The following is an 18,971-nucleotide window of genomic DNA, read 5'->3' as shown; positions in this document are numbered from 1 at the left end:
GAGGCGATTTACAATATGTTCTCGTGGGTGCGCGATCAGCCAGACCGTGACCTCGACGGATTGATGGAAAAAATCGACCACCTCTTTCTCCATTCTGAAGGGAGTTTATAAACGTGCAGAGCCGAGTCAATTAGTAATCAGAGTCACCCATTCGAGTCGACCATGTGATGTAGGGGTCGCATACTTTTGAGAGGGCGCACCGAACGAAGTATTATGTCCGAACGGTGGCAAATTCTGCTCCCTCCACAGATCGATCCGGTAGGACCCTCGTCAATCGACGACATCGCAGCGTGTACACGCATGGACGAGTACGAGAGCGTTGCGGCCGCACTCGACGATATCGCTCGGTACGACGCGGTCATCGTCCGCGTCGCTGATCTCGACCGATCGTGTATCGAGCGCGCAACAAAGCTAAAAGTAATCGCCAAACATGGCACCGGTCTCGACAACGTCGACATCGCCGCGGCCTCGGACCACGGGGTCGTCGTCTGCAACACGCCAGGTGTGAACGCCCGATCGGTGGCTGAACACGCCATCGCCCTGCTGTTCGGGGTCCGGCGAAACCTCCATATCGCCGACCGACACGTCCGCGCTGGAAAGTGGGACCGTGCTGAATTCGTCGGCTACGAGCTCCACGACTCCACACTCGGCCTGATGGGATACGGGTCGATCGCCCGCAAAACTGCCGCGATCGCCAAGGGAATCGGGCTAGATATCGTGGTCTACGATCCACATCATCCCGACGGCGAGCTTCCAGATTCTTTCGACCGCGTCGACGATTTGACGGCGCTCTTTACGGCTGCCGACGCGGTGAGCCTCCACGTCCCGCTGGTCGATAGCACACGGAAGGCTGTCTCGACCGAGCAGCTCGCGGCGCTCGGCGAGCACGGCGTTCTCATCAACACCTCTCGCGGCGGCATCGTCGACGAGCAGGCCCTCGTAGCGGCGCTCGCCGCCGGAACGATCGCCGGAGCCGGACTCGACAACTTCGCCCAAGAGCCGCCAGGGCCGGATCATCCCCTCTACGAACACTCCGATGTACTGTTGACACCACACATCGGCGGGGTCACCTACGACGCACTGGAACGGATGAGCCGTGGGGCAGCCGCGAACGTGCGAACGGTGTACGACGGTGGGCTGCCGGAGTCGACGGTCAACCGCGAGCCGCTCGAACGCGAGGTCCGACGATGAGAACCGAGAACGCGTTCCGCCGCGCGCTCGAAACCGACCAAACGGTGTTCGGTGCGGCCTGTGCGACCTTTTCGCCGACGGTTGTCGAGACGTTCGGCTACATCGGCCTGGATTTCGTCTGGCTGGATTTCGAACACGGCGGGCCGAGCCCCTACGACAGTACCGTGATCGAGGAACTCACCCGTGCGGCTGAGGTCGGTGATATCGAACTGCTCGTCCGACTTCCCTCGGCTGACCCACCACTCGTCAGGAAGGTTATCGACGCCGGAGTTCGAACGATCTTGCTTCCGCGCATCGAGACAGCCGAAGAACTCCAGCGGGCGGTGGCGGCGGCCTACTTCGCGTACAATGGCGATGTCGGCGACCGCGGCGTCGGCGTCGGCCGAACCAGCGAGTGGGAGGGGTACGTCGACAGCCACATCGGCGGCGAGGATCACGAAATTCTGGTCGGCACGATGATCGAAAACGAACGCGCGGTCGAATCCATCGACGAAATCCTCTCGGTACCGCAACTCGGCTTCGCCTTCATCGGCCCTGCGGATCTCTCGATGTCGATGTCGGGCGGTACACCGTTGGAGAAACACCCAGAGCAGCTACAGGCTGCCATCGACCGGACTCGTGAGGCCTGTCTGGAACACGGTGTTCCGATTGGCCGAATCCGAAACGATCCAGTTTCGGCCCGCGAGGCCGTCGACGCGGGATACCAGATCGTCCGTCTCGGCGGTGATCTCGGCGCGATCCGGTCGACGCTTTCCAACACACTCGACGAAGTCCGGTAGTGTCACCCAATTGGGGGCCGCCACTCAGTCGTCAGCAGTGACCGGTTCTCTCTCGCGCGGGAAGTTGTCGATCGTCGCCCGGCGGAACCCTTCCTCGTCGAACTCGTAGTCGCCGCCGAGGAACTCGATGACCTGTCGGGTGTCACGCATCGCGTTTTTCAGGCAGGTCGACGCACCCGGCGAGGGGGTGATGTTGAAGATGATGTCATTGCCGGTGATCTTGGCCTCGCCCATATCGAGCGATTTGGTCGACGTGTCGACGATCTGCGGGCGGACACCGCCGAACCCTTTGGCACGCGAAATGTCGCCCTCTTCGACGGTTGGGACGACCTTCTGGACGTGCGGCAGGAAGGATTTCTCGCCGACGATCGGGAGATCGTAGACGAGGTTTTCGAGCACATACGGAAGCAGAATACGGTCGGCCATGATGTTGCCATAGCTCAGGATCGAATCGAGGTTGAGCTGGAACACATCGAAGAAGTCAGCAACCGTCGACAGTTCGCCGCGTTCGAGCGCCGGAACGACCTTTGCGGTCGGGCCGAACCGGGTCATGTTCTGGTCGTGGACTTCCGCGTCACCATGGACCGCCGCGAACGGGAGTTTCTTCATCTGGAGTGTGTACACCTTGCCGTTCAACAGCCCCTCGTTTGCGACAAAGAAGCTCCCGGCAACTGGAAGCAGCGATTTGTGTTCGCCATAGCCCATCTTCTTGGCGATCTGGAGGCTGTGTGAGCCCGCGGCGACGACCGTCGTGTCGGCCGCAAACCAGCCTTCTCGGTCTGTTTCGATGAGGAACTCGTCGTCAGTTTCGTTGACTCGCTCGACTTTCGTCCCGGTAAAGACGTCGACCCCTTCGTGTTCGCGGACCTGATCGACGAACGCCTCGGCGAGTTCGCCGTAGTCGACGGTGTAGCCGTCGGGTGTCTGGAGCGCCAGTAGCTCTTTGTTCGGATCGCGCCCCTCGACGACCTTCGGTTCGATTTCGGCGATCTCCTCGCGGCCGATAGCCGTGAGTTTGGGGAACAGGTCGCCAAACCCGTTGTCGTACTGGCGGGCTTCGAGTTTCTCGACTTCCTCCTCGCCAACCGCCAGCACCATTTTGCTCCGCTTGGCGTGCATCTCGCGGTCTGGATCCTTAGCTTCGAGATAGCCCGCGACCATCTCGGCGCCCTCTTTGACTTTCTCGGCTTTTTCGAGGGTGTAGTTGGTCTCGATGTCCCCGAAGTGAAGCGTCTGTGAGTTGTTCGTGTGGTGGGAGTTGACCGCCGCGATCTCGCGTTCCTTTTCGATCAGGGCCACCCGTTCGATATCGGTGAACGTCGCAACCGTGTACAACAGCGATGCGCCGCTTATTCCGCCGCCGACGATGACTAGGTCGTATTCTTTCGGCATATGTGGTGTTTCCCTCGGTGTCGGTGACTGTCTTCGTCGAATCGAGGTCGTCGACCTACTAAGTAGCTACTATCTTTGCTGAGGCGTGTTATCACAGCCCTACGGCCAGGTTTCGGTTTAAAAAGGGTGGACGGGTGGTGGCGGTGGCGACGGTACTATTCCGACGAAATCACGTCGTCGATGCGTAGGATCATCGTTGCGGCTTCGGTGGCCGACTCGACGGCCTCGCGTTTGACCGCTGCGGGGTCGAGAATACCGGCCTCGACGGGGTCGCCGATCTCGCCGCTGCGACCGGTCGAGACGATGCCCGCGATCCCTTCCGAATCGTGTCGACCGCGGAGGTCGACGAGCGCGTCGATGGCATCCATGCCGGTGTTTTCGGCCAGCGTTCGCGGCAGAGCGTCGACGGCGGTGGCAAACGCCTCGATGGCGAGCTGTTTGCGGCCTTCGACGCTGGCGGCGTGGCTTCGGACGTAGTCCGAGATGGCTATCTCGGTGCCACCGGCTCCGGCGACGACGCCGCCCTTGTCGAGTGCGGCGATCACGACATCGATGGCGTCGTTGAGTGCGCGTTCGAGTTCGTCGATCACGTGATCGGTACTTCCGCGGACGAACAGCGTGACGTAGTTGCTATCGGTGCCGCCCTCGACGAACACCGCGTCTTCGTCGCCGTACTGTTCGATCGTGAGCGACGAGACGCTGCCGAGATCGGCCGTATCGAGATCTTCGAGCGTGCCGAGGTGTTTCGAACCGGTCGCCTTGGCGAGTGCCTTGGCTTTCTTCGACGAGACGTTTTCGAACGCCAGGATTCCGGCGTCAGCCAGATAGCCAGCGACGCGGTCGTCGATATCCTTGGTACAGAAGACGACATCGACCCCGGCGTCGCTCAGCACGTCTGCGTAGCCACGTCGCTCGCTGTCTTCGGCCTCGATAGCCGCGTTGAGCTGGTCGACGCTCGAAATCGAGTACTCGGCGTCGGCCTCGCTCGTTCGTACGTCGAGTTTTGTTTCGAGCAGGGCGACCGTAGCGTCCTCAAGGCTTCGGGGCATGTTGGCGTTGGCGGGCTCCTCGCTGAGAATAACGCCGTCGACGAGTTCGGTCGCACTGCTGGCCGCGCCGGTTTGGGTGTGAATACGGATGTCTTCGCGGTCGATACCCTCATCGCCTGCGACCTGTCGGACCGCGCCGACGACCTGGTGGGCCAGGAGATCGGCGGTGACGTCGCCGGTTCCTTTGCCGGTCATGCTGGATTCGGCGACCGCTTCGAGAATGTCGTCGTCGAGATCGATATCGAGAACGCCCTCGTCGATGGCCTGCTGTGCGAGGCGTGCGGCCTCGTGATAGCCTTCGACAATCACGGTCGGGTGGAGATCCGCTTCGAGCAAGTCTTCAGCCTCCGAGAGCAGTTCCCCGGCGAGCACGGCTGCGGTCGTCGTTCCGTCGCCGACCTCTACTTCCTGAGTCTGGGCGACTTCGACGATCATCTGTGCGGCCGGATGTTCGATGTCCATCTCGTTGAGAATCGTCGCACCGTCGTTGGTGATGACGACGTCCCCTGACGAGCCGACAAGCATCTTGTCCATCCCTTTCGGACCCAGTGTGGTTCGAACCGCGTTGGCGACCGCTTTGCCGGCGCGAATGTTCGAATCTTGGGCGGCTTGTCCGCGTGTTCGTTCGTTGCCTTCCGAGAGGATGAACAGTGGTTGTTGGGTTCGTGATGCCATGATGAATGCCTCACTACCAGATGGTTTGCAGTTCTATATAAAATCTTCTATTCTTTGTGGCCCAAACCGCCAGCAGAGGCGCTTGTCGGCTGTTTGGTATCAACCAGTCGACGCCTTTGCTTGCCGGTCAACACCCACTCAGCCGACCCGGTATGCACGGTTGACACTGCTGAAAGGACTATATGGATCGCCCATTCACGAACACATGATGTTGGAGTTGGAACACGGCTTTCGCGTGGTCGACTGTCACGCGCATCTCGACCACGACGAGTTGGCCGTGACGACCTACGGTCGAGACACCGGGCCCGACCAGTTGGAGCGCGAATGCCACCAGGCAGGAATCGTTCAGACGGCCGTCTCACCCAGTCCGCAACAGCGCGTTGAGGGCTATCTTCGGGCCAACAACGCCGTCGCCCGGCTCAGTGTCGACCGGCCATTTCTGGCGTTCGCCCGGCTCAATGGGGCGCTCGATGCGACCGGCGGCCCGGTGGCACTCGTGCGAAACATGCGAGCAAGTCGAGACGCCCACCACAGCCGCCCCGGCGATGTCGAACAGTACGCCTATGACGAGCGGTTCCACGGTTTCGTTCTCGATCCGGCCGTCGACGGGCTTCCCGACGAGGAGGTCGTAGCGGAGCTGGCGGCGGTCGACCTGCCGGTCTTTGTCTCCTGTCGCGAGTCGTTTTCGCCGCGTGCGGCCGAACGGACACTGCTCGGCAAGGGATTCCCGGTTATTCTCGCGGGTTTCGGCGGCTATCCGATGGATCACAACCGGATGATCGAATCGCTCGAACTGCTCGATACGTACGACAGACTGTATCTCGATACGTGGGCCGTCCGTTCACGAGAGCTACTCGAACGCGGACTGTTGGAACATCCAGACCGGATTCTGTTCGGCAGTGGAACACCGACCGTTCATCCAAACGTTGCCATCATGGATATTCTCACGCTCGACGTCTCCGAGGATGCGATGAACCGTGTATTCAACAAGAACCCCGCCCGTCTCATTCCTGGGTTTGCGCCACAGTAGCCAACGCCTACCGGACAGTAGGTTCTGACTTCCGCCAGTCGTATCGCGCGACTGCTCTGTCTGCTCGTTTCGAGATGCCGTGAGGGTTACGAGAGGATTGACGGTCCCGTGCTCGGGCGACCATTCCGTCCGAGGTCCCGGTTACGATACCAGCGATCACCTCTCGACCGGTTCCGAACCACTCGGTGGGCTGTCCCTCACCGCCAATCACGTCCCGTGCGGCTCCGGCGGCATCGCCCAGGGCATGTGCAAGCGTTCGGCGGAGAACCGTCGGTCGAACGCCATAGTTTTTGCTTAGTCGGTAGGTGAGCGCTCGATACTTCCAGCCCCAGTCGCGTTGTTTCGTGCCACCATCGGCCTCGTACTCACAGCGGACGCTCATCTCGGGCTGCCAACTGACGTTGACGTCCATTCCGGCCAACCTGTGGGCGCAATCACGAGCGCCGCCGGTCTCCAGATACTCGTCGAACCCATCGAGCTCGTCCAGAACGGGCTTTTTAAAGGCGACGTTGTTCCCAGAAAAGTAGGTTATCGCACGGCCGGCGATCTGTCGGCGCTCGGCTGATTCGGTCGTCATCCCGCCCGGGACGGTCCGATGGGTTGGTCCTGTGACCACTGAGGCTTCGGACAGCCCGTCGAGAATCGCCTGTGGCCACGTCTCTTCGATACGGAGATCGTAGCTCACGAACGCGATCACGTCGCCGGTCGCCACCTCGATGCCAGCGTTCCGGGCGACGTTGACCGTTCGAGCCGAGACTTCGACCAGCACGTCGACGTCGTCTCGGTCGGTCACCATTCCGGTCGTCCCGTCGGCAGAGGGCCCATTGACAACGATCAGTTCGGCCTCAGGAGCCTCCGCTGCCAACGTATCGAGACAGGATGCCAGCTGGTCTCGCCCGTTGAGCGTGGGAACGACGACCGAAAGCTGCATATCCGGTATTTCGCGAGCGAATATATAAAATGGGGGATTGCTATCGTTCGCAATAAAACCGATGAAATAATGGTCGTGTTTTAGTTAGCTGTTGAGATAGTACACCTGTTTGCGGGCGTCTTTGAAACTGTAGCGCGAGCCGATGAGTTCGGATTCTTCGAGTCGGTTGAGTGCGTATCGCACGGTCCGATCAGGAAGCAGCGATTCGTCAGCCAGTTGCCCCTGTGAAAGCGGCTGGTCGGTTTCCAAGACTTTGGCAACCAGCTTTGCACTCGGTGGGAGTTCGCGTAATCGGTCGCGAAACTCCGTTTCTGACAGTTCAATGTGACTGCTGGCCTCAACCGGACTAGTGCTCATACTAGCGTAGGACCGATGCAGACGTGGTAAAGGTTGGCTACATATGTCGCAAATCAATACATATTGTATAAGGGTCTACTAGTTTACAATCCGAAGAACGGCCCGGGGAAACGGCACCCACCAGCGTGTGTTCGGCAATTGTTTACCGTCGACTGTATCCAGTACGGTTTTAGTGTTTGAGTGTGCAGTTTCGGTAACTGTGAAAGGCAAGGAGTGGTATCAGGCCGACGATGTCGCCGAGGAGTACGACGACAAGCGCTTTTCGGAAGGTGGGGCGTTTATCGACCACCGCGAAAAGGAGGCCGTCCTTACCGCTCTCGGTCCGGTCGACGACAAACGTATTCTGGAGGTCGCCTGTGGGACCGGCCGCTTTACGGTCCTCATGGCTCAACAGGGCGCCGACATCGTCGGTCTAGACATCTCACCGGCGATGCTCACGCAGGGTCGACAGAAAGCACATGCCGCGGGCGTCGACGACCACGTCGAGTTCATGCGCGGTGATGCGGCCCGACTTCCGTTTCCGGACAATCACTTCGATGCCGTCTTCGCAATGCGGTTTTTCCATCTCGCCGACCGCCCTGTCACGTTTCTCAGAGAACTCCGACGCGTCTCGAACGAGCAGGTGTTTTTCGATACGTTCAATCTCGGCAGTACGCGCGTGATCTACAATTGGTTGCTGCCGATGGGGTCGCGGCTCTACTCTCGTCGAGATGTCGAGAGCCTACTCGCTGACTCGGAGCTCACTCTCAAAACAGAGTCGCACGACTTCGTTCTCCCGTACGGGTTGTACCGTCAGCTTCCACGTGAGATCGCCCAACCGCTCCGAACGGCCGACACGATGTTCGGTACGACACCCCTGGGTCAATCGCTTGCATCCGTTTCCTACTGGAACACCACGAAGTAACCCCGCGTAGTAGGATCTTCCTACACAGTGGCTTGGGTCGGGTATACACTGGCTACTGAAGAGCACTGATTTCAAGCCCCCGGCGGTCGAGAGCCCATTATGAAACAGGACGCAGCCGAAACGGTGTCTGCCTACTACGATGCGCTCAGAACGGGTGAGTCGCTCTCGCAGTTCTTTGCTGAATCACCCACGACGCTCGCAGTCGACCTCAGCGAACGCTACGTCGGCTACGCTGATGTTGCCGATGGGCTTTCCGAGCAGACCGCAACGACCCAAGAGTGGACCGTCAAGAGCACTGATCTGGCCGTCACCGTCGATGACAGCGAGACGGTCGCGTGGTTCGGCGATCAGGTGTCGCTATCGTGGACCGACACTCAGACGAACATGAGCTACTCGTTCGATACCCGGTGGACCGGGGTTCTGCGACGGCGCGTCGACAGCGACGGGTGGCGGTTCGTGAGTCTTCATATATCAACACCGAACGACGAGTTGGCCAGCGCCGAAGACGACCTGTTCGCGTGGGACGGCTGATGGTCGGTTCGAGCCTCTCTGAGACGCAAAAAACAACGGCAAACAGGCGTCTGAAGCTTGGATTCGTCCTCTTGGTTGCGGGGTCGATGGCGCTCATGTCACTCGCGATCGGTCCAACACCACTCGAACTGGCCGTCGCGTTCGTCGCCGGGCTCGGTATCGGTTTTGGACTCCTGTGGTACGTCCGGCACAACCTCCGAGCGTATCGAGAGACGCTCCGTTGACACCCTAGGCGTCGACACGCCGGAGCCATTGGCCCGGATTATCGAGTTCATCGTCAGTCGGAAGGTTCTCTGGATGTTCCCAGACGACGCTTGCGGCCGCCAGCCCGCGGGCGTCGGCGACTGCCTCAAAGAACTGCGCACCGCGTTCATACTGTTTGCGTTTGAGCCCTAAGCCGAGCAGTCGTCGCATCAACTGGACGAACGGGCCGCCACCCTTTCGCCGGGCGTCGAGTTTCGCCCGCAGGTCGACGTACTCGTCGTCGAACGCCCGATCCATCAGCAGTTCGGCGTACCCCTCGACGGCGGTCATTGCGGTGTTGAGCTCTCTGAATGCCTCACGATCGATGCTCCCTTCGGAGAGCGCACCGACCGTCTGTTGCATCCGGTCTTCGAGATACCCTGGCAACCACGGGGCCGCACCGAATTCGGCGGCGTGCGACACCTCGTGGAAGGCGATCCAGCGCCGGAACCGCGGATAGTCGACGTCCAACTGCTGGGCGACCCGCTGGATGTTCGGTCGGACGAAATACAGCGAGTGAGTGTCGCTGTCGGCCAACAAGAGCGGATCGTACTGGCCGAGGACGTTACGCCCTAAAAAGCCGAGCGTGACTGCCATCGTTCCCGTGTTTATTGCGCGCGAGAACCCCGGAAACATGGTTTTCTGGGTTTCCAACGGTTCGACAACCCGGTGGAAGGTCTCGATGTTGGCGTCGATCCAGTGGTGGCGGTTCTGGATTTCGATCGTCTCGGGAAGGTCGAAGTCGACCTCGCCGACCGACCGGAGCCGGTCGCGAGCAGCCCGAACGTCGGTTCGGTAGCCCGTTTGTTCCTCGGCGCTGAGCGTGAGATCGCCGCGTGGCGTGGCGGCTTTGGCGGCCGCTGCGACCGCCGTCCAGTCGACGATGCCGTTGCCTCCAGACTCGGCGACCGCCTGCACGCTCCGAAAGAGATCCATGTGATGTGCTCGCGGCCCGCGAGTAAAGTCCTTGTGCGCGACTGTCTACTGGTTGTCAGTCGGTATCCAGGAGTGCGGTTAGCTCTCTTCGAAGCCAGCGATCTCCTCGTCGTCGTCGTCCTCGGCTCCGAGGAGTTTCGTTGCGATCACGGCCAGTACGGCGATCACGCCCACGACCAACAGCAGTGAGCCGATCGACCGGCCACTGCTCGATTCGTCGGCCGATTCGGATGTCATCTCGTCGACGCCAGATTCGCCCTTCGAGCCGCGAAGCGATTTCGGGCCGAGTTGAATGTCACCGTCGGGAACGTGGAGTTCGAGCAGCGTAATGTTACCCATAGAATGGTATACGTGCAACCTCCCTATATCGGTTGTGACGTTTCAGCGGACCGATACGATCGCATTTAGTGAGACCTCCAGACACCGACGCTGGGAACAATTACGCGTCCGTACACATCTTTTGCTGGTCGACCACGCAAAACGTCACGTTGATAGGTGTGCTGTTTGTTCCCACAGACATGACCGAATCACCCCGCGCGTTTCTCGAATCGCTGTTGTCGACGCCGAGTCCATCGGGCTACGAAACCGAGGGCCAGCGCGTCTGGATCGACTACGTCAGCGAGTTCGCTGACGAGGTGACCACCGACGACTACGGCAACGCGGTCGCCGTCCACGAGGGCTCGGGCGACGGTCCCGAAATCGCCTTCGGTGGCCACGCCGACGAGATCGGCTTTATTGTCCGGGACATCGACGACAACGGCTTCCTGCGGATCGCCCGGATTGGAGGTTCGGACCGTACAATCTCGAAAGGCCAACACGTCACGATCCACAGCGACGACGGCCCGGTGCAGGGTGTAATCGGTCAGACCGCGATCCACCTCCGTGACGTCGGCAACGAGGAGTACGACGAGATCGCTGAACAGTTCGTCGACATCGGTGCCGCGGACATCGATGAGGCCCAAGACCTGGTCGAAATCGGCGATCCGATCACCTTTTCGACCGAACTGTTCGAGCTCCATGGAACGCGACTCTCTGCCCGTGGGATGGACAACCGCGTTGGAACTTGGAGCGCGGCCGAAGGACTGCGCCTGGCCGTCGAAAACGACGTCGACGCGACGATCTATGCCGTCAGTACGGTCCAAGAAGAAGTCGGCATCAAGGGTGCCCAGATGGTTGGCTACGATCTCGACCCCGACGCTGCCATCGCGGTCGACGTCACCCACGCGACCGACAACCCCGACGTGAAAGGCAAACACAAAGGGCCCGTCAAACTGGGCGAAGGGCCGGTCGTCTCACGCGGGAGCGCGAACCATCCACGAGTGGTCGACCTCGCTCGCCAGGCCGCAAAAGAGGCCGATGTCGACATCCAACTCCAGGCGACCGGCACCAGAACGGGGACCGACGCCGACGCCTTCTACACCTCTCGGAGCGGGATTCCCTCGCTCAACCTTGGGATTCCGAACCGCTACATGCACACACCGATCGAAGTAATCGACACCGAGGATCTCGACGGCGTAGCCGCCTTACTTGGGGCAATCGCCGAGCATGCGGGCGAGGTCGATTCGTTTGCGGTCGAGTTCTGAGACGGCCCGTTGGAGACGGTTCCCACAGCAACCCGAATCTACAAGCAGTATCGGTGGGAGCGTTCCCACAGACGGACTGTGACGACTGACTCCGGGTACCAGCAGTCGACCGACCCCATCGTGCCACCGATGGCTGGCCTCGTTGTCGCCATTTGTGCGATCAGCAGCGGGGCGATTCTGGTCCGACTCAGTACTGAACCGCCCGCGGTCGCAGCCTTTTATCGCGTGTTGTTTACGACGCTGCCGTTGCTCCCGGTTGCTGGCTGGAAGTACCGGGCGGATTTCCGTAGGATCACGCCCCGTGACCTCGGGTTCGCAACACTCGCGGGCCTCGCGCTGGCGGTTCATTTCGCTTCGTGGTTCGAAAGCCTCGCGTGGACCAGCGTCGCCGCGAGCGTCACGCTCGTTCAGTCACAGCCTATCTTCGTCGCTCTTGGGGCGTGGTTCCTGCTCCGGGAACGCGTCACCAGTCGGATGGTCCTGGGGATCATCATCGCGGTCGTCGGCATTGCAACCATGTCGCTCGGCGACCTTCTCGGTGGTGTCCTGGTCGGTCCTGATCCGTTATATGGCAACGCGCTGGCACTGCTCGGTGCGGTCATGGCCGCGGGCTACGTCCTTGCCGGACGGTCGCTCCGCCAGCGCGTTGCGCTCGTCCCGTACGTGGTCGTCGTCTACAGTGTCTGCACGCTAGCCTTGCTGACGGTCGTCCTCGCGGCGGGCCATCCGTTGTCGGGGTATCCGGCCCGCGAGTGGCTGGTCTTCGCGGGCCTCGCGCTCGGGCCGGGACTGCTCGGCCACACGGTGATCAACTGGGCGCTCGCGCATCTCGAATCCAGCGTCGTCTCGGTCTCGCTGCTTGGCGAGCCGATCGGCGCGACGCTGCTTGCGCTCGTCGTACTCGCGGAGACACCGACCCAGTTCACGGTCATCGGTGGCTTGGTCGTCTTGGTCGGAATCTACTACACCGCATCGGATCGAGGCCGTGAGTCGACGCCAAGCGATGCTCGGACCGAGGACGTTTCCGACTGAATTATTCCCACAGTCGTCTCGACGTGTCAACACCGAACCACGTCTGGTCGTGGTGCTATGTCACACTCACGCGTGGAGCGACGGAAAAAACAACCGTTAAAAGCCGAGACCGGTTTCATCTGGATATGGCTGGAACTATCGAAGTACTCGTCCCTGGCGGGAAGGCCAACCCTGGCCCACCGCTCGGTCCGGAACTCGGACCCACCCCGGTCGACGTCCAAGGAGTCGTACAGCAGATCAACGACGAGACCGCCGCGTTCGACGGCATGGAAGTCCCCGTCACCATCGAATACGAAGACGACGGCTCGTTTTCCATCGAAGTCGGTGTCCCACCGACATCCGAACTGATCAAAGACGAGGCCGGATTCTCCTCGGGCAGCGGTGAGCCCCACGAGAACTTCGTCGCCGACATGACCGTCGAACAGGTCAAAAAGGTCGCCGAGCAGAAGTCGACCGACCTGCTTTCGTACGACGTCAAAAACGCCGCCAAAGAGGTCAGCGGCACCTGTATGACCCTCGGCGTCACCATCGATGGCGAGGACGCACGAACGTTCAAAGAGCGCGTCGACGCTGGCGACTACGACGACGTGCTCGTCGACGAAGCCGCCGCGTAAGTTCTCTACTCGATTTTTCGGGTTCGTTTCTACAGTGTGGAGTGGAAACTGTCGTCAAAGCGCAGTGCGAGGGTTGGATAATTCGTATTTATATTGTCGAATAGCATCTCGACACTGGTCGATATCTTCTACTAGGGTTGACACTGCCGATACAGACGGTCGTGTTGACAGGTCGTTGCAAACTGTGGTAAAAAGCGTGTGAAACACCCCCAGACGGTCGAATCGGGTTCGACGGCTTTATACCGCTGATTCGCCACCTTCCGATGAGACAGGCGTAGCCTGTGTCACTGACCCGTAGGAGCAGCATCCTGCGTACTACGGAGGTGAATAATGGCAGACGATACAATAGTACAAGCAGTTTCTCGCGCGCTCGACGAGTCTCCACCTCGGAACTTCCGAGAGACCGTCGACCTCGCGGTGAATCTGCGTGATTTAGACCTTAACGACCCATCGAAACGCGTCGACGAGAGCATCGTGCTCCCGTCCGGAACCGGCCAGGACACACAGATTATCGTGTTCGCCGAGGGTGAAACAGCCCTGCAAGCGGAGTCCGTTGCCGACGAGGTTCTTTCGAGCGACGATCTCGAAGAGCTCGGCGACGACACCGACGCCGCGAAGGATCTGGCAGACGAGACGGACTTCTTCGTCGCGGAAGCCAACCTGATGCAGGACATCGGCCGCTACCTCGGGACCGTGCTCGGTCCCCGCGGTAAAATGCCGACACCACTCCAGCCCGACGACGACGTCGTCGAAACCGTCAACCGGATGAAAAACACGGTGCAGGTTCGCTCGCGCGACCGCCGAACGTTCCACACCCGTGTCGGAGCCGACGACATGTCCGAAGACGATATCGCGTCGAACATCGACGTCATCATCCGTCGACTCGAAGCGAACCTCGAAAAAGGCCCACTGAATCTCGACTCGATTTACGTCAAGACGACGATGGGGCCTGCTGTTGAGGTGAACGCCTAATGAGCCAGAGCGAATCCGTCCGCAAGACTGAGACGATTCCCCAGTGGAAGCAAGACGAAGTAGACGAACTCGTCGCGTTCATTTCGAGCTACGCGTCGGTTGGCATCGTCGGCGTCGAAGGCATTCCAAGCCGACAGCTTCAGGCGATGCGCCGGGATCTGCACGGCAGTGCGGCCGTTCGGATGAGCCGAAACACGCTCGTCGAGCGCGCACTCGAAGAGGCCAACGATGGCGTCGAGCAGCTGACCGACTTTGTCGCCGGACAGGTTGCGCTTATCGGGACGAACGACAACCCCTTTGGCCTGTTCAAACAGCTCGAAGCCTCGAAAACCCCCGCACCGATCAACGCGGGCGAGGTCGCGCCGAACGACGTCGTCATCCCCGAGGGAGACACCGGCGTCGACCCTGGTCCGTTCGTTGGTGAACTCCAGCAGATCGGTGCTGACGCCCGGATTCAAGACGGCTCGATCAAGGTGCTTTCGGACAGCACCGTCCTCTCGGAGGGCGAAGTCGTCGACCAACAACTCGCAGGCGTGCTGAGCGAGATGGGCATCGAGCCCAAAGAGGTCGGCCTCGATCTCAAACGCGTGTACTCCGAAGGCGTGCTGTTCTCGCCCGACGAACTCGCGATCGATGTCGACGAGTACCGCGCCGACATTCAGTCGGCGGCCGCCGCGGCCCGCAACCTCTCGATCAACGCGGAGTACCCGACGACCCAGACCGCGCCAGCGCTTATCGCGAAGGCGACCGGTCAGGCCAAATCCGTCGCGCTCGCCGGAGCCGTCGAGAGCCCGGACGTGATGGGAGACCTCGTCGGCAAAGCCGACGCACAGGTCCGTGCGCTCGTCGCGCAGATCGACGATCCGGAGGCGCTTCCAGAAGAGCTCCGCGAGATCGAAGCCGCTGCTGCCGACGCTGACGAGGCCGACGCAGCCGACGAGAGCGCCGAGCCAGACGACGAACAGGCAGACGAAGACACGGAAGAGGCCGACGCAGACGCCGACGACGAGGAAGACGACGGCGACGCGCTCGGAACGCTCTTCTAACCCAAGGAAATCACAACAATGGAATACGTTTACGCAGCACTCATCCTGAACGAGACCGGCGAAGAGCTCAACGAAGACAACATCACCGCAGTGCTCGACGCAGCAGGCGTCGACGTCGAGGAGTCCCGAGTCAAGGCGCTCGTCGCCGCCCTCGAGGACGTCGACATCGAAGAGGCCATCGAGACGGCCGCTGCTGTTCCCGCCGCAGGCGGCGCTGGCGGTGCAGCCGACGCAGGCGCAGCCGACGAGGCTGACGAAGCCGAGGAAGCCGAAGAGGAAGCCGCAGCCGAAGAAGAAGACGAAGACGAGGACGACGACGCAGACGGCGAGGGCCTCGGCAACCTCTTCGGCTAAGCGCGTCGACTCACAGATCCGTTATTTTTATCGCAACAGGCTGAGCGACCGCACTGTCCGGAGGTTTAAATGCTAACACGCGACCAGTGCGGTCAACAGTGAGTGGTTTGCAGATCGTTGGATTACAGGTAGCCGTCGACCCTCAGAGTGTGCTCTCGTTTCTCGGGTTTGCGATCGGTGGTATCGCTCTGGGTACCGCCAGCGGCCTCATCCCGGGGCTTCACGCCAACAACTTCGCCCTCCTTCTTGCAGCGTTTGCAGCCTCGATTCCCGCCGATCCGCTCTTTGTTGGCGTGGCGATGCTCACCGCGGGTGTCGTTCACACCTTCTTGGATATCGTTCCAATGCTCACGCTCGGGGTTCCGGACGCCGCGATGGCGATCTCTGCGCTTCCTGGCCACCGACTCGTCCTTGAAGATCGTGGTCGGGAAGCCCTCAGACTCTCAGCAGTCGGCAGCGGACTCGCAGTCGTGATCGCCTTGCCGCTGGCGGCCCGATCACGTGGGCGATGACCCACGCCTATCCGATGATACGAGCCAACCTCTGGATCGTGCTTGGGGCGGTCGTCTGTCTGCTCGTCGTCACCGAGTCGACGCCTGAGGCGATGGTCGGCGGGCTGCTGTCGTTCGGCCTCGCCGCTGCGCTTGGCTGGGTCACACTCGATGTGACTCCCGACGCGCCGCTCGATGCCGGGAGCATGCTCACGCCCCTCCTTACTGGGCTCTTTGGTGCACCGATCCTTCTGGACGCGATGGGTGGTGGCGGTGTTCCACCACAGGCCGATGCGAAACTCACGATGACGCGCCAGGATCTGGGTCTCACCGCCGGAGCGGGATCGGTCGCCGGGGCGATCGTGGGCTATCTCCCGGGCGTTTCATCGGCAATCGCGTCGGTGATGGCCCTGCCAGCGGTTCCCAACCGAGACAGCGACCGCGGCTTTATCGTCATGACCAGCGGTGCGAACACGGTCAACACCGTGTTCGCCCTTTTAGCATTGATTGCGCTCGGCACGCCACGAACCGGGGTGATGGTTGCGGTCGACTCGACCGACGTCCCCCTTGATATTCCAGTGCTTCTGGCCGCCGTTGTCGTCGGGGCGGCCTGCGGGACCCTTCTCGTGGTGGCGGTCGGCGATCGGTATCTACTGACAGTCGGTCGACTGAACTACACGCACGTTTCGGTGGCCGTGTTGGTGTTTCTCTCTGTACTTTCGTTCGGGTTTACCGGCCTGTTTGGGGTTCTCGTCTTCGGCGTGTCGACGATACTCGGCCTTGTTCCGCCGCGGTTCGGTGCGCGCCGCGTCCACCTGATGGGCGTGCTAATCGGGCCACTGATGATTTAAAAAGCGAGAACGGATAGGGAGTCGAGAGCTACAGGTCTTCTTCGATGATCTCGCCGACCGCGAAGTTGGATTTGACCTCGGCGACCTCGATTTTGACGCGTTCGCCGATGTCGGCACCCGGGACAATAATAACGTAGCCACGCTCGACGCGGGCAATACCGTCGCCCTGCTTGCCGATGTCTTCGATCTCGACGTAGCGGAGTTCGCCGGCCTCGACCGGGGGCTGTGGCTCGCTCGACGGACGGCTTGCGGTCGACGGCTCTGACGGTTCGTCCGATTCGGTGGTGTTGCGAGAGATAAGTGCAACCCGATAGGTGTCGCCAGCCTCGATCGAACCCGTCTCAACCTCACGTTTCGGCACTTCGACGAGGTAGCGGTCGTCTTCTTCGGTTATTTCAGCACTGAACAAACAGAGGAGTTTATCTGAGATTTCCATAATATACCTCTATCTCCCTGTTCTCATGGTACATAATAAAGTGACAGGATGGATTGTATGTCGAGCTTAGTCGTCGAGTGGTCGACCATCCGTGGTTTTCGCACCCTCCGAATCGTGAACCACGACGCCCTCGGTGGCTCTCGGTTCGTAGCTCTCTCGAACCCCGATTGCTTCCTCCAGTTCTCGTATTGCTCGCTCTTTCAGCGCGCTCGCGAGTGTTTCGGCCTCTGCTCTCGAAATATCGCGGCCAAGTCCTTCACATTCGTGGGCGCGAACCATCCCTTCCTCGTCGACCGCCTCGCCCATCGGCTGGCTCGTCCCGCCGAGGTCGACGCTAAACGGATAGGTCTGACAGATCAGTGGCCGATCCGCGTGGACGCCACAGTGTCCGGTACCGTCGTCCGTTTCGGTATAAAACGTACAGTCGCCACAGGAGTCGGTCTGAAGCGCCCACTCGAACGTTTCACCCTCGGGGCCATCGTCGCCCATTGTCAGGCCGTAGGGCATCGGCCGGGCGACGTCTCGCCAGTCGTAGTCGCCGGTGTCCTGGATCTCGCGGACCTCATCGGGAAAGACGGTCGCCGTGTGTGGTTCGCGCTCGGTATTCTCGGTGGCCCCCGGCTCATCAGGCTCGTACCCCTTACAGCAGGCCCCACACCGGGTGCACTCGAAGCCGATCGTCTCGATAGCATCGGCCAACGCCGAGACATCGAGGTCGTGGGCGCGTTCGAGTTCGGTTTCGAGCGAGTTCATCTGTCGGCCACCAACGTCGCCTGTTCGGTCTCGGGGTCCCAGCGAACGCGACCTTCGGCCGCGAGTTTACCGATGTGGGCGATCACCGTCTTGCGGGCCAGTTCGTACACCGTTGAAATGTCCTTTTCGTAGGCTCGGTCGACGATTTCGTCGACCTCTTCGGCACTGCCGGCCATCGCGTCGACGACTGCCTGCTCGCGCCGCAGTCTGTGGTCGATCAGCCGGTCGATTGCCGCGTGTGGCTCGTCGATGACGGGGCCGTGGCCGGGATAGATGACGTCGGGTTCGCGCTCGCGAACCCGTCGAAGTGAGTCGAGATACGCCGCCATGTCGGCGTCGGGTCCGCCGACGAAGACGCTTCCCTCGTCGACGACCAGATCGCCGGTGAGTATCGCACGTCGACCGTCGTCGAGGTCGACCTCGAAGGCGGTGTGGTCGCTGGCGTGACCTGGGGTTTCGATGACGGTCGCCGGACCGACAGTGTAACCGTCCCGAAACGTGCGGGCCGGATAGACGCCGGTCGACTGGGCAAACCGGTTCTCGTAACCGACCGGTGACCAGACCGTGGCGTCCGTCTCGAAGGCGTAAGCTGTCAGCCCGGCGGTGTGGTCTGGATGGCAGTGGGTCGCCGTGATGTGTTCGGGCTGGCAGTCGGCGATGGCGTCGTCGATCACCGCGTGTCGGCCGGCGGGGTCGACCAACAGCGGTTCGTCGCTGTCGACCAGATACACGTTCGTCTGGTCGGTCGTTGCGAGGGTGTCTGTGGGGACTGACAGGTGCGTGATTGCCGGTGTCGGTTGCTGAGTCATAGTGAGGGAGGG

At 61.0% G+C, this 18,971-nt stretch carries 21 protein-coding genes and 1 pseudogene; 13 read left to right on the top strand and 9 right to left on the bottom strand.

What is annotated here, in order from left to right:
- Window positions 1-213 precede the first annotated feature (213 nt).
- Both O2S87_RS07180 and O2S87_RS07175 read left to right on the top strand, forming a co-directional pair.
- Entirely contained in the window at window positions 214-1,191 is a 978-nt protein-coding gene (locus O2S87_RS07180) for a hydroxyacid dehydrogenase (protein WP_475408116.1), read from the top strand.
- Window positions 1,188-1,970 (top strand): HpcH/HpaI aldolase family protein, encoded by a 783-nt coding sequence (locus O2S87_RS07175; protein ID WP_475408115.1) that lies wholly within the window; start codon window positions 1,188-1,190, stop codon window positions 1,968-1,970. The genes O2S87_RS07180 and O2S87_RS07175 overlap by 4 nt, the downstream gene beginning before the upstream one ends.
- A 24-nt stretch (window positions 1,971-1,994) precedes the next feature.
- Here the strand turns inward: O2S87_RS07175 and O2S87_RS07170 are convergent, their stop codons facing one another.
- Complete coding sequence (locus O2S87_RS07170) at window positions 1,995-3,362, bottom strand: FAD-dependent oxidoreductase (protein WP_475408114.1); 1,368 nt, start codon at window positions 3,360-3,362, stop codon at window positions 1,995-1,997.
- A 155-nt stretch (window positions 3,363-3,517) separates the two neighbouring features.
- A complete protein-coding gene (gene thsA, locus O2S87_RS07165) occupies window positions 3,518-5,086 on the bottom strand; it encodes a thermosome subunit alpha (protein ID WP_475408113.1) in 1,569 nt (522 codons plus the stop codon).
- Window positions 5,087-5,294: 208 nt separating this feature from the next.
- On the opposite strand from thsA, the gene O2S87_RS07160 reads away from it, so the two are divergent.
- Entirely contained in the window at window positions 5,295-6,116 is an 822-nt protein-coding gene (locus O2S87_RS07160) for an amidohydrolase family protein (RefSeq protein WP_475408119.1), read from the top strand.
- Window positions 6,117-6,123: 7 nt separating this feature from the next.
- Here O2S87_RS07160 and O2S87_RS07155 read toward each other — a convergent pair whose 3' ends face one another.
- Window positions 6,124-7,047 (bottom strand): glycosyltransferase family 2 protein, encoded by a 924-nt coding sequence (locus tag O2S87_RS07155; RefSeq protein WP_475408112.1) that lies wholly within the window; start codon window positions 7,045-7,047, stop codon window positions 6,124-6,126.
- An 84-nt stretch (window positions 7,048-7,131) separates the two neighbouring features.
- Window positions 7,132-7,404, bottom strand: a complete 273-nt coding sequence (locus O2S87_RS07150) for a MarR family transcriptional regulator (RefSeq protein WP_475408111.1) — start codon at window positions 7,402-7,404, stop codon at window positions 7,132-7,134.
- Window positions 7,405-7,603: 199 nt separating this feature from the next.
- Between O2S87_RS07150 and O2S87_RS07145 the strand changes: the two genes are divergently transcribed.
- The 3 genes from O2S87_RS07145 to O2S87_RS07135 all read left to right on the top strand — a co-directional run bounded on the left by O2S87_RS07145 (window position 7,604) and on the right by O2S87_RS07135 (window position 9,063).
- Window positions 7,604-8,308 (top strand): class I SAM-dependent methyltransferase, encoded by a 705-nt coding sequence (locus O2S87_RS07145; protein ID WP_475408110.1) that lies wholly within the window; start codon window positions 7,604-7,606, stop codon window positions 8,306-8,308.
- A gap of 99 nt (window positions 8,309-8,407) precedes the next feature.
- Window positions 8,408-8,839 carry a nuclear transport factor 2 family protein gene (locus tag O2S87_RS07140; protein ID WP_475408109.1) on the top strand — a complete coding sequence of 144 codons (432 nt, stop codon included), beginning with the start codon at window positions 8,408-8,410 and terminating at the stop codon, window positions 8,837-8,839.
- Window positions 8,839-9,063: a hypothetical protein gene (locus O2S87_RS07135; protein WP_475408108.1), complete on the top strand. Its 225-nt coding sequence runs from the start codon at window positions 8,839-8,841 to the stop codon at window positions 9,061-9,063. The genes O2S87_RS07140 and O2S87_RS07135 overlap by 1 nt, the downstream gene beginning before the upstream one ends.
- 4 nt (window positions 9,064-9,067) lie before the next feature.
- Here O2S87_RS07135 and O2S87_RS07130 read toward each other — a convergent pair whose 3' ends face one another.
- Both O2S87_RS07130 and O2S87_RS07125 read right to left on the bottom strand, forming a co-directional pair.
- Entirely contained in the window at window positions 9,068-10,018 is a 951-nt protein-coding gene (locus O2S87_RS07130) for a zinc-dependent metalloprotease (RefSeq protein WP_475408107.1), read from the bottom strand.
- A gap of 78 nt (window positions 10,019-10,096) precedes the next feature.
- On the bottom strand, window positions 10,097-10,357 hold the full coding sequence (locus tag O2S87_RS07125) for a hypothetical protein (RefSeq protein ID WP_475408106.1): 261 nt from the start codon (window positions 10,355-10,357) through the stop codon (window positions 10,097-10,099).
- Window positions 10,358-10,536: 179 nt separating this feature from the next.
- Between O2S87_RS07125 and O2S87_RS07120 the strand changes: the two genes are divergently transcribed.
- From O2S87_RS07120 to O2S87_RS07090, 7 genes and pseudogenes are all read left to right on the top strand, one after another.
- Window positions 10,537-11,601: a M20/M25/M40 family metallo-hydrolase gene (locus tag O2S87_RS07120; protein WP_475408105.1), complete on the top strand. Its 1,065-nt coding sequence runs from the start codon at window positions 10,537-10,539 to the stop codon at window positions 11,599-11,601.
- A gap of 129 nt (window positions 11,602-11,730) precedes the next feature.
- Window positions 11,731-12,633 (top strand): DMT family transporter, encoded by a 903-nt coding sequence (locus O2S87_RS07115; RefSeq protein WP_475408118.1) that lies wholly within the window; start codon window positions 11,731-11,733, stop codon window positions 12,631-12,633.
- 125 nt (window positions 12,634-12,758) lie between these two features.
- Window positions 12,759-13,247, top strand: coding sequence for a 50S ribosomal protein L11 (locus tag O2S87_RS07110; RefSeq protein ID WP_475408104.1), 489 nt, complete (start codon window positions 12,759-12,761; stop codon window positions 13,245-13,247).
- Window positions 13,248-13,577: 330 nt separating this feature from the next.
- The gene (locus O2S87_RS07105) at window positions 13,578-14,219 is read left to right on the top strand and encodes a 50S ribosomal protein L1 (RefSeq protein ID WP_475408103.1); all 642 of its coding nucleotides are present in this window, start codon (window positions 13,578-13,580) and stop codon (window positions 14,217-14,219) included.
- The gene (locus O2S87_RS07100) at window positions 14,219-15,265 is read left to right on the top strand and encodes a 50S ribosomal protein L10 (protein ID WP_475408102.1); all 1,047 of its coding nucleotides are present in this window, start codon (window positions 14,219-14,221) and stop codon (window positions 15,263-15,265) included. Before O2S87_RS07105 ends, O2S87_RS07100 begins: the two co-directional genes overlap by 1 nt.
- A gap of 18 nt (window positions 15,266-15,283) precedes the next feature.
- The gene (gene rpl12p / locus O2S87_RS07095) at window positions 15,284-15,619 is read left to right on the top strand and encodes a 50S ribosomal protein P1 (RefSeq protein WP_475408101.1); all 336 of its coding nucleotides are present in this window, start codon (window positions 15,284-15,286) and stop codon (window positions 15,617-15,619) included.
- A 107-nt stretch (window positions 15,620-15,726) separates the two neighbouring features.
- Window positions 15,727-16,961, top strand: a pseudogene (locus O2S87_RS07090) (tripartite tricarboxylate transporter permease).
- A gap of 28 nt (window positions 16,962-16,989) precedes the next feature.
- Here O2S87_RS07090 and O2S87_RS07085 read toward each other — a convergent pair.
- From O2S87_RS07085 to O2S87_RS07075, 3 genes are all read right to left on the bottom strand, one after another.
- On the bottom strand, window positions 16,990-17,397 hold the full coding sequence (locus O2S87_RS07085) for a TRAM domain-containing protein (RefSeq protein WP_475408100.1): 408 nt from the start codon (window positions 17,395-17,397) through the stop codon (window positions 16,990-16,992).
- Between the two features lie 66 nt (window positions 17,398-17,463).
- Entirely contained in the window at window positions 17,464-18,150 is a 687-nt protein-coding gene (locus O2S87_RS07080) for a YkgJ family cysteine cluster protein (RefSeq protein WP_475408099.1), read from the bottom strand.
- The gene (locus O2S87_RS07075) at window positions 18,147-18,959 is read right to left on the bottom strand and encodes an MBL fold metallo-hydrolase (RefSeq protein WP_475408098.1); all 813 of its coding nucleotides are present in this window, start codon (window positions 18,957-18,959) and stop codon (window positions 18,147-18,149) included. The genes O2S87_RS07080 and O2S87_RS07075 overlap by 4 nt, the downstream gene beginning before the upstream one ends.
- Window positions 18,960-18,971 lie beyond the last annotated feature (12 nt).

Source organism: Halohasta sp. A2, assembly GCF_056175805.1.
This window is presented reverse-complemented; position numbering and strand designations above follow the sequence as displayed.

Bases quoted from the DNA above. Each gene is read 5' to 3' on its own strand.
- O2S87_RS07180 (WP_475408116.1), top strand. From the start codon at position 214: ATGTCCGAACGGTGGCAAATTCTGCTCCCTCCACAGATCGATCCGGTA.
- O2S87_RS07175 (WP_475408115.1), top strand. From the start codon at position 1,188: ATGAGAACCGAGAACGCGTTCCGCCGCGCGCTCGAAACCGACCAAACG.
- O2S87_RS07170 (WP_475408114.1), bottom strand. From the start codon at position 3,362: ATGCCGAAAGAATACGACCTAGTCATCGTCGGCGGCGGAATAAGCGGC.
- thsA (WP_475408113.1), bottom strand. From the start codon at position 5,086: ATGGCATCACGAACCCAACAACCACTGTTCATCCTCTCGGAAGGCAAC.
- O2S87_RS07160 (WP_475408119.1), top strand. From the start codon at position 5,295: ATGTTGGAGTTGGAACACGGCTTTCGCGTGGTCGACTGTCACGCGCAT.
- O2S87_RS07155 (WP_475408112.1), bottom strand. From the start codon at position 7,047: ATGCAGCTTTCGGTCGTCGTTCCCACGCTCAACGGGCGAGACCAGCTG.
- O2S87_RS07150 (WP_475408111.1), bottom strand. From the start codon at position 7,404: ATGAGCACTAGTCCGGTTGAGGCCAGCAGTCACATTGAACTGTCAGAA.
- O2S87_RS07140 (WP_475408109.1), top strand. From the start codon at position 8,408: ATGAAACAGGACGCAGCCGAAACGGTGTCTGCCTACTACGATGCGCTC.
- O2S87_RS07135 (WP_475408108.1), top strand. From the start codon at position 8,839: ATGGTCGGTTCGAGCCTCTCTGAGACGCAAAAAACAACGGCAAACAGG.
- O2S87_RS07130 (WP_475408107.1), bottom strand. From the start codon at position 10,018: ATGGATCTCTTTCGGAGCGTGCAGGCGGTCGCCGAGTCTGGAGGCAAC.
- O2S87_RS07125 (WP_475408106.1), bottom strand. From the start codon at position 10,357: ATGGGTAACATTACGCTGCTCGAACTCCACGTTCCCGACGGTGACATT.
- O2S87_RS07120 (WP_475408105.1), top strand. From the start codon at position 10,537: ATGACCGAATCACCCCGCGCGTTTCTCGAATCGCTGTTGTCGACGCCG.
- O2S87_RS07115 (WP_475408118.1), top strand. From the start codon at position 11,731: ATGGCTGGCCTCGTTGTCGCCATTTGTGCGATCAGCAGCGGGGCGATT.
- O2S87_RS07110 (WP_475408104.1), top strand. From the start codon at position 12,759: ATGGCTGGAACTATCGAAGTACTCGTCCCTGGCGGGAAGGCCAACCCT.
- O2S87_RS07105 (WP_475408103.1), top strand. From the start codon at position 13,578: ATGGCAGACGATACAATAGTACAAGCAGTTTCTCGCGCGCTCGACGAG.
- O2S87_RS07100 (WP_475408102.1), top strand. From the start codon at position 14,219: ATGAGCCAGAGCGAATCCGTCCGCAAGACTGAGACGATTCCCCAGTGG.
- rpl12p (WP_475408101.1), top strand. From the start codon at position 15,284: ATGGAATACGTTTACGCAGCACTCATCCTGAACGAGACCGGCGAAGAG.
- O2S87_RS07085 (WP_475408100.1), bottom strand. From the start codon at position 17,397: ATGGAAATCTCAGATAAACTCCTCTGTTTGTTCAGTGCTGAAATAACC.
- O2S87_RS07080 (WP_475408099.1), bottom strand. From the start codon at position 18,150: ATGAACTCGCTCGAAACCGAACTCGAACGCGCCCACGACCTCGATGTC.
- O2S87_RS07075 (WP_475408098.1), bottom strand. From the start codon at position 18,959: ATGACTCAGCAACCGACACCGGCAATCACGCACCTGTCAGTCCCCACA.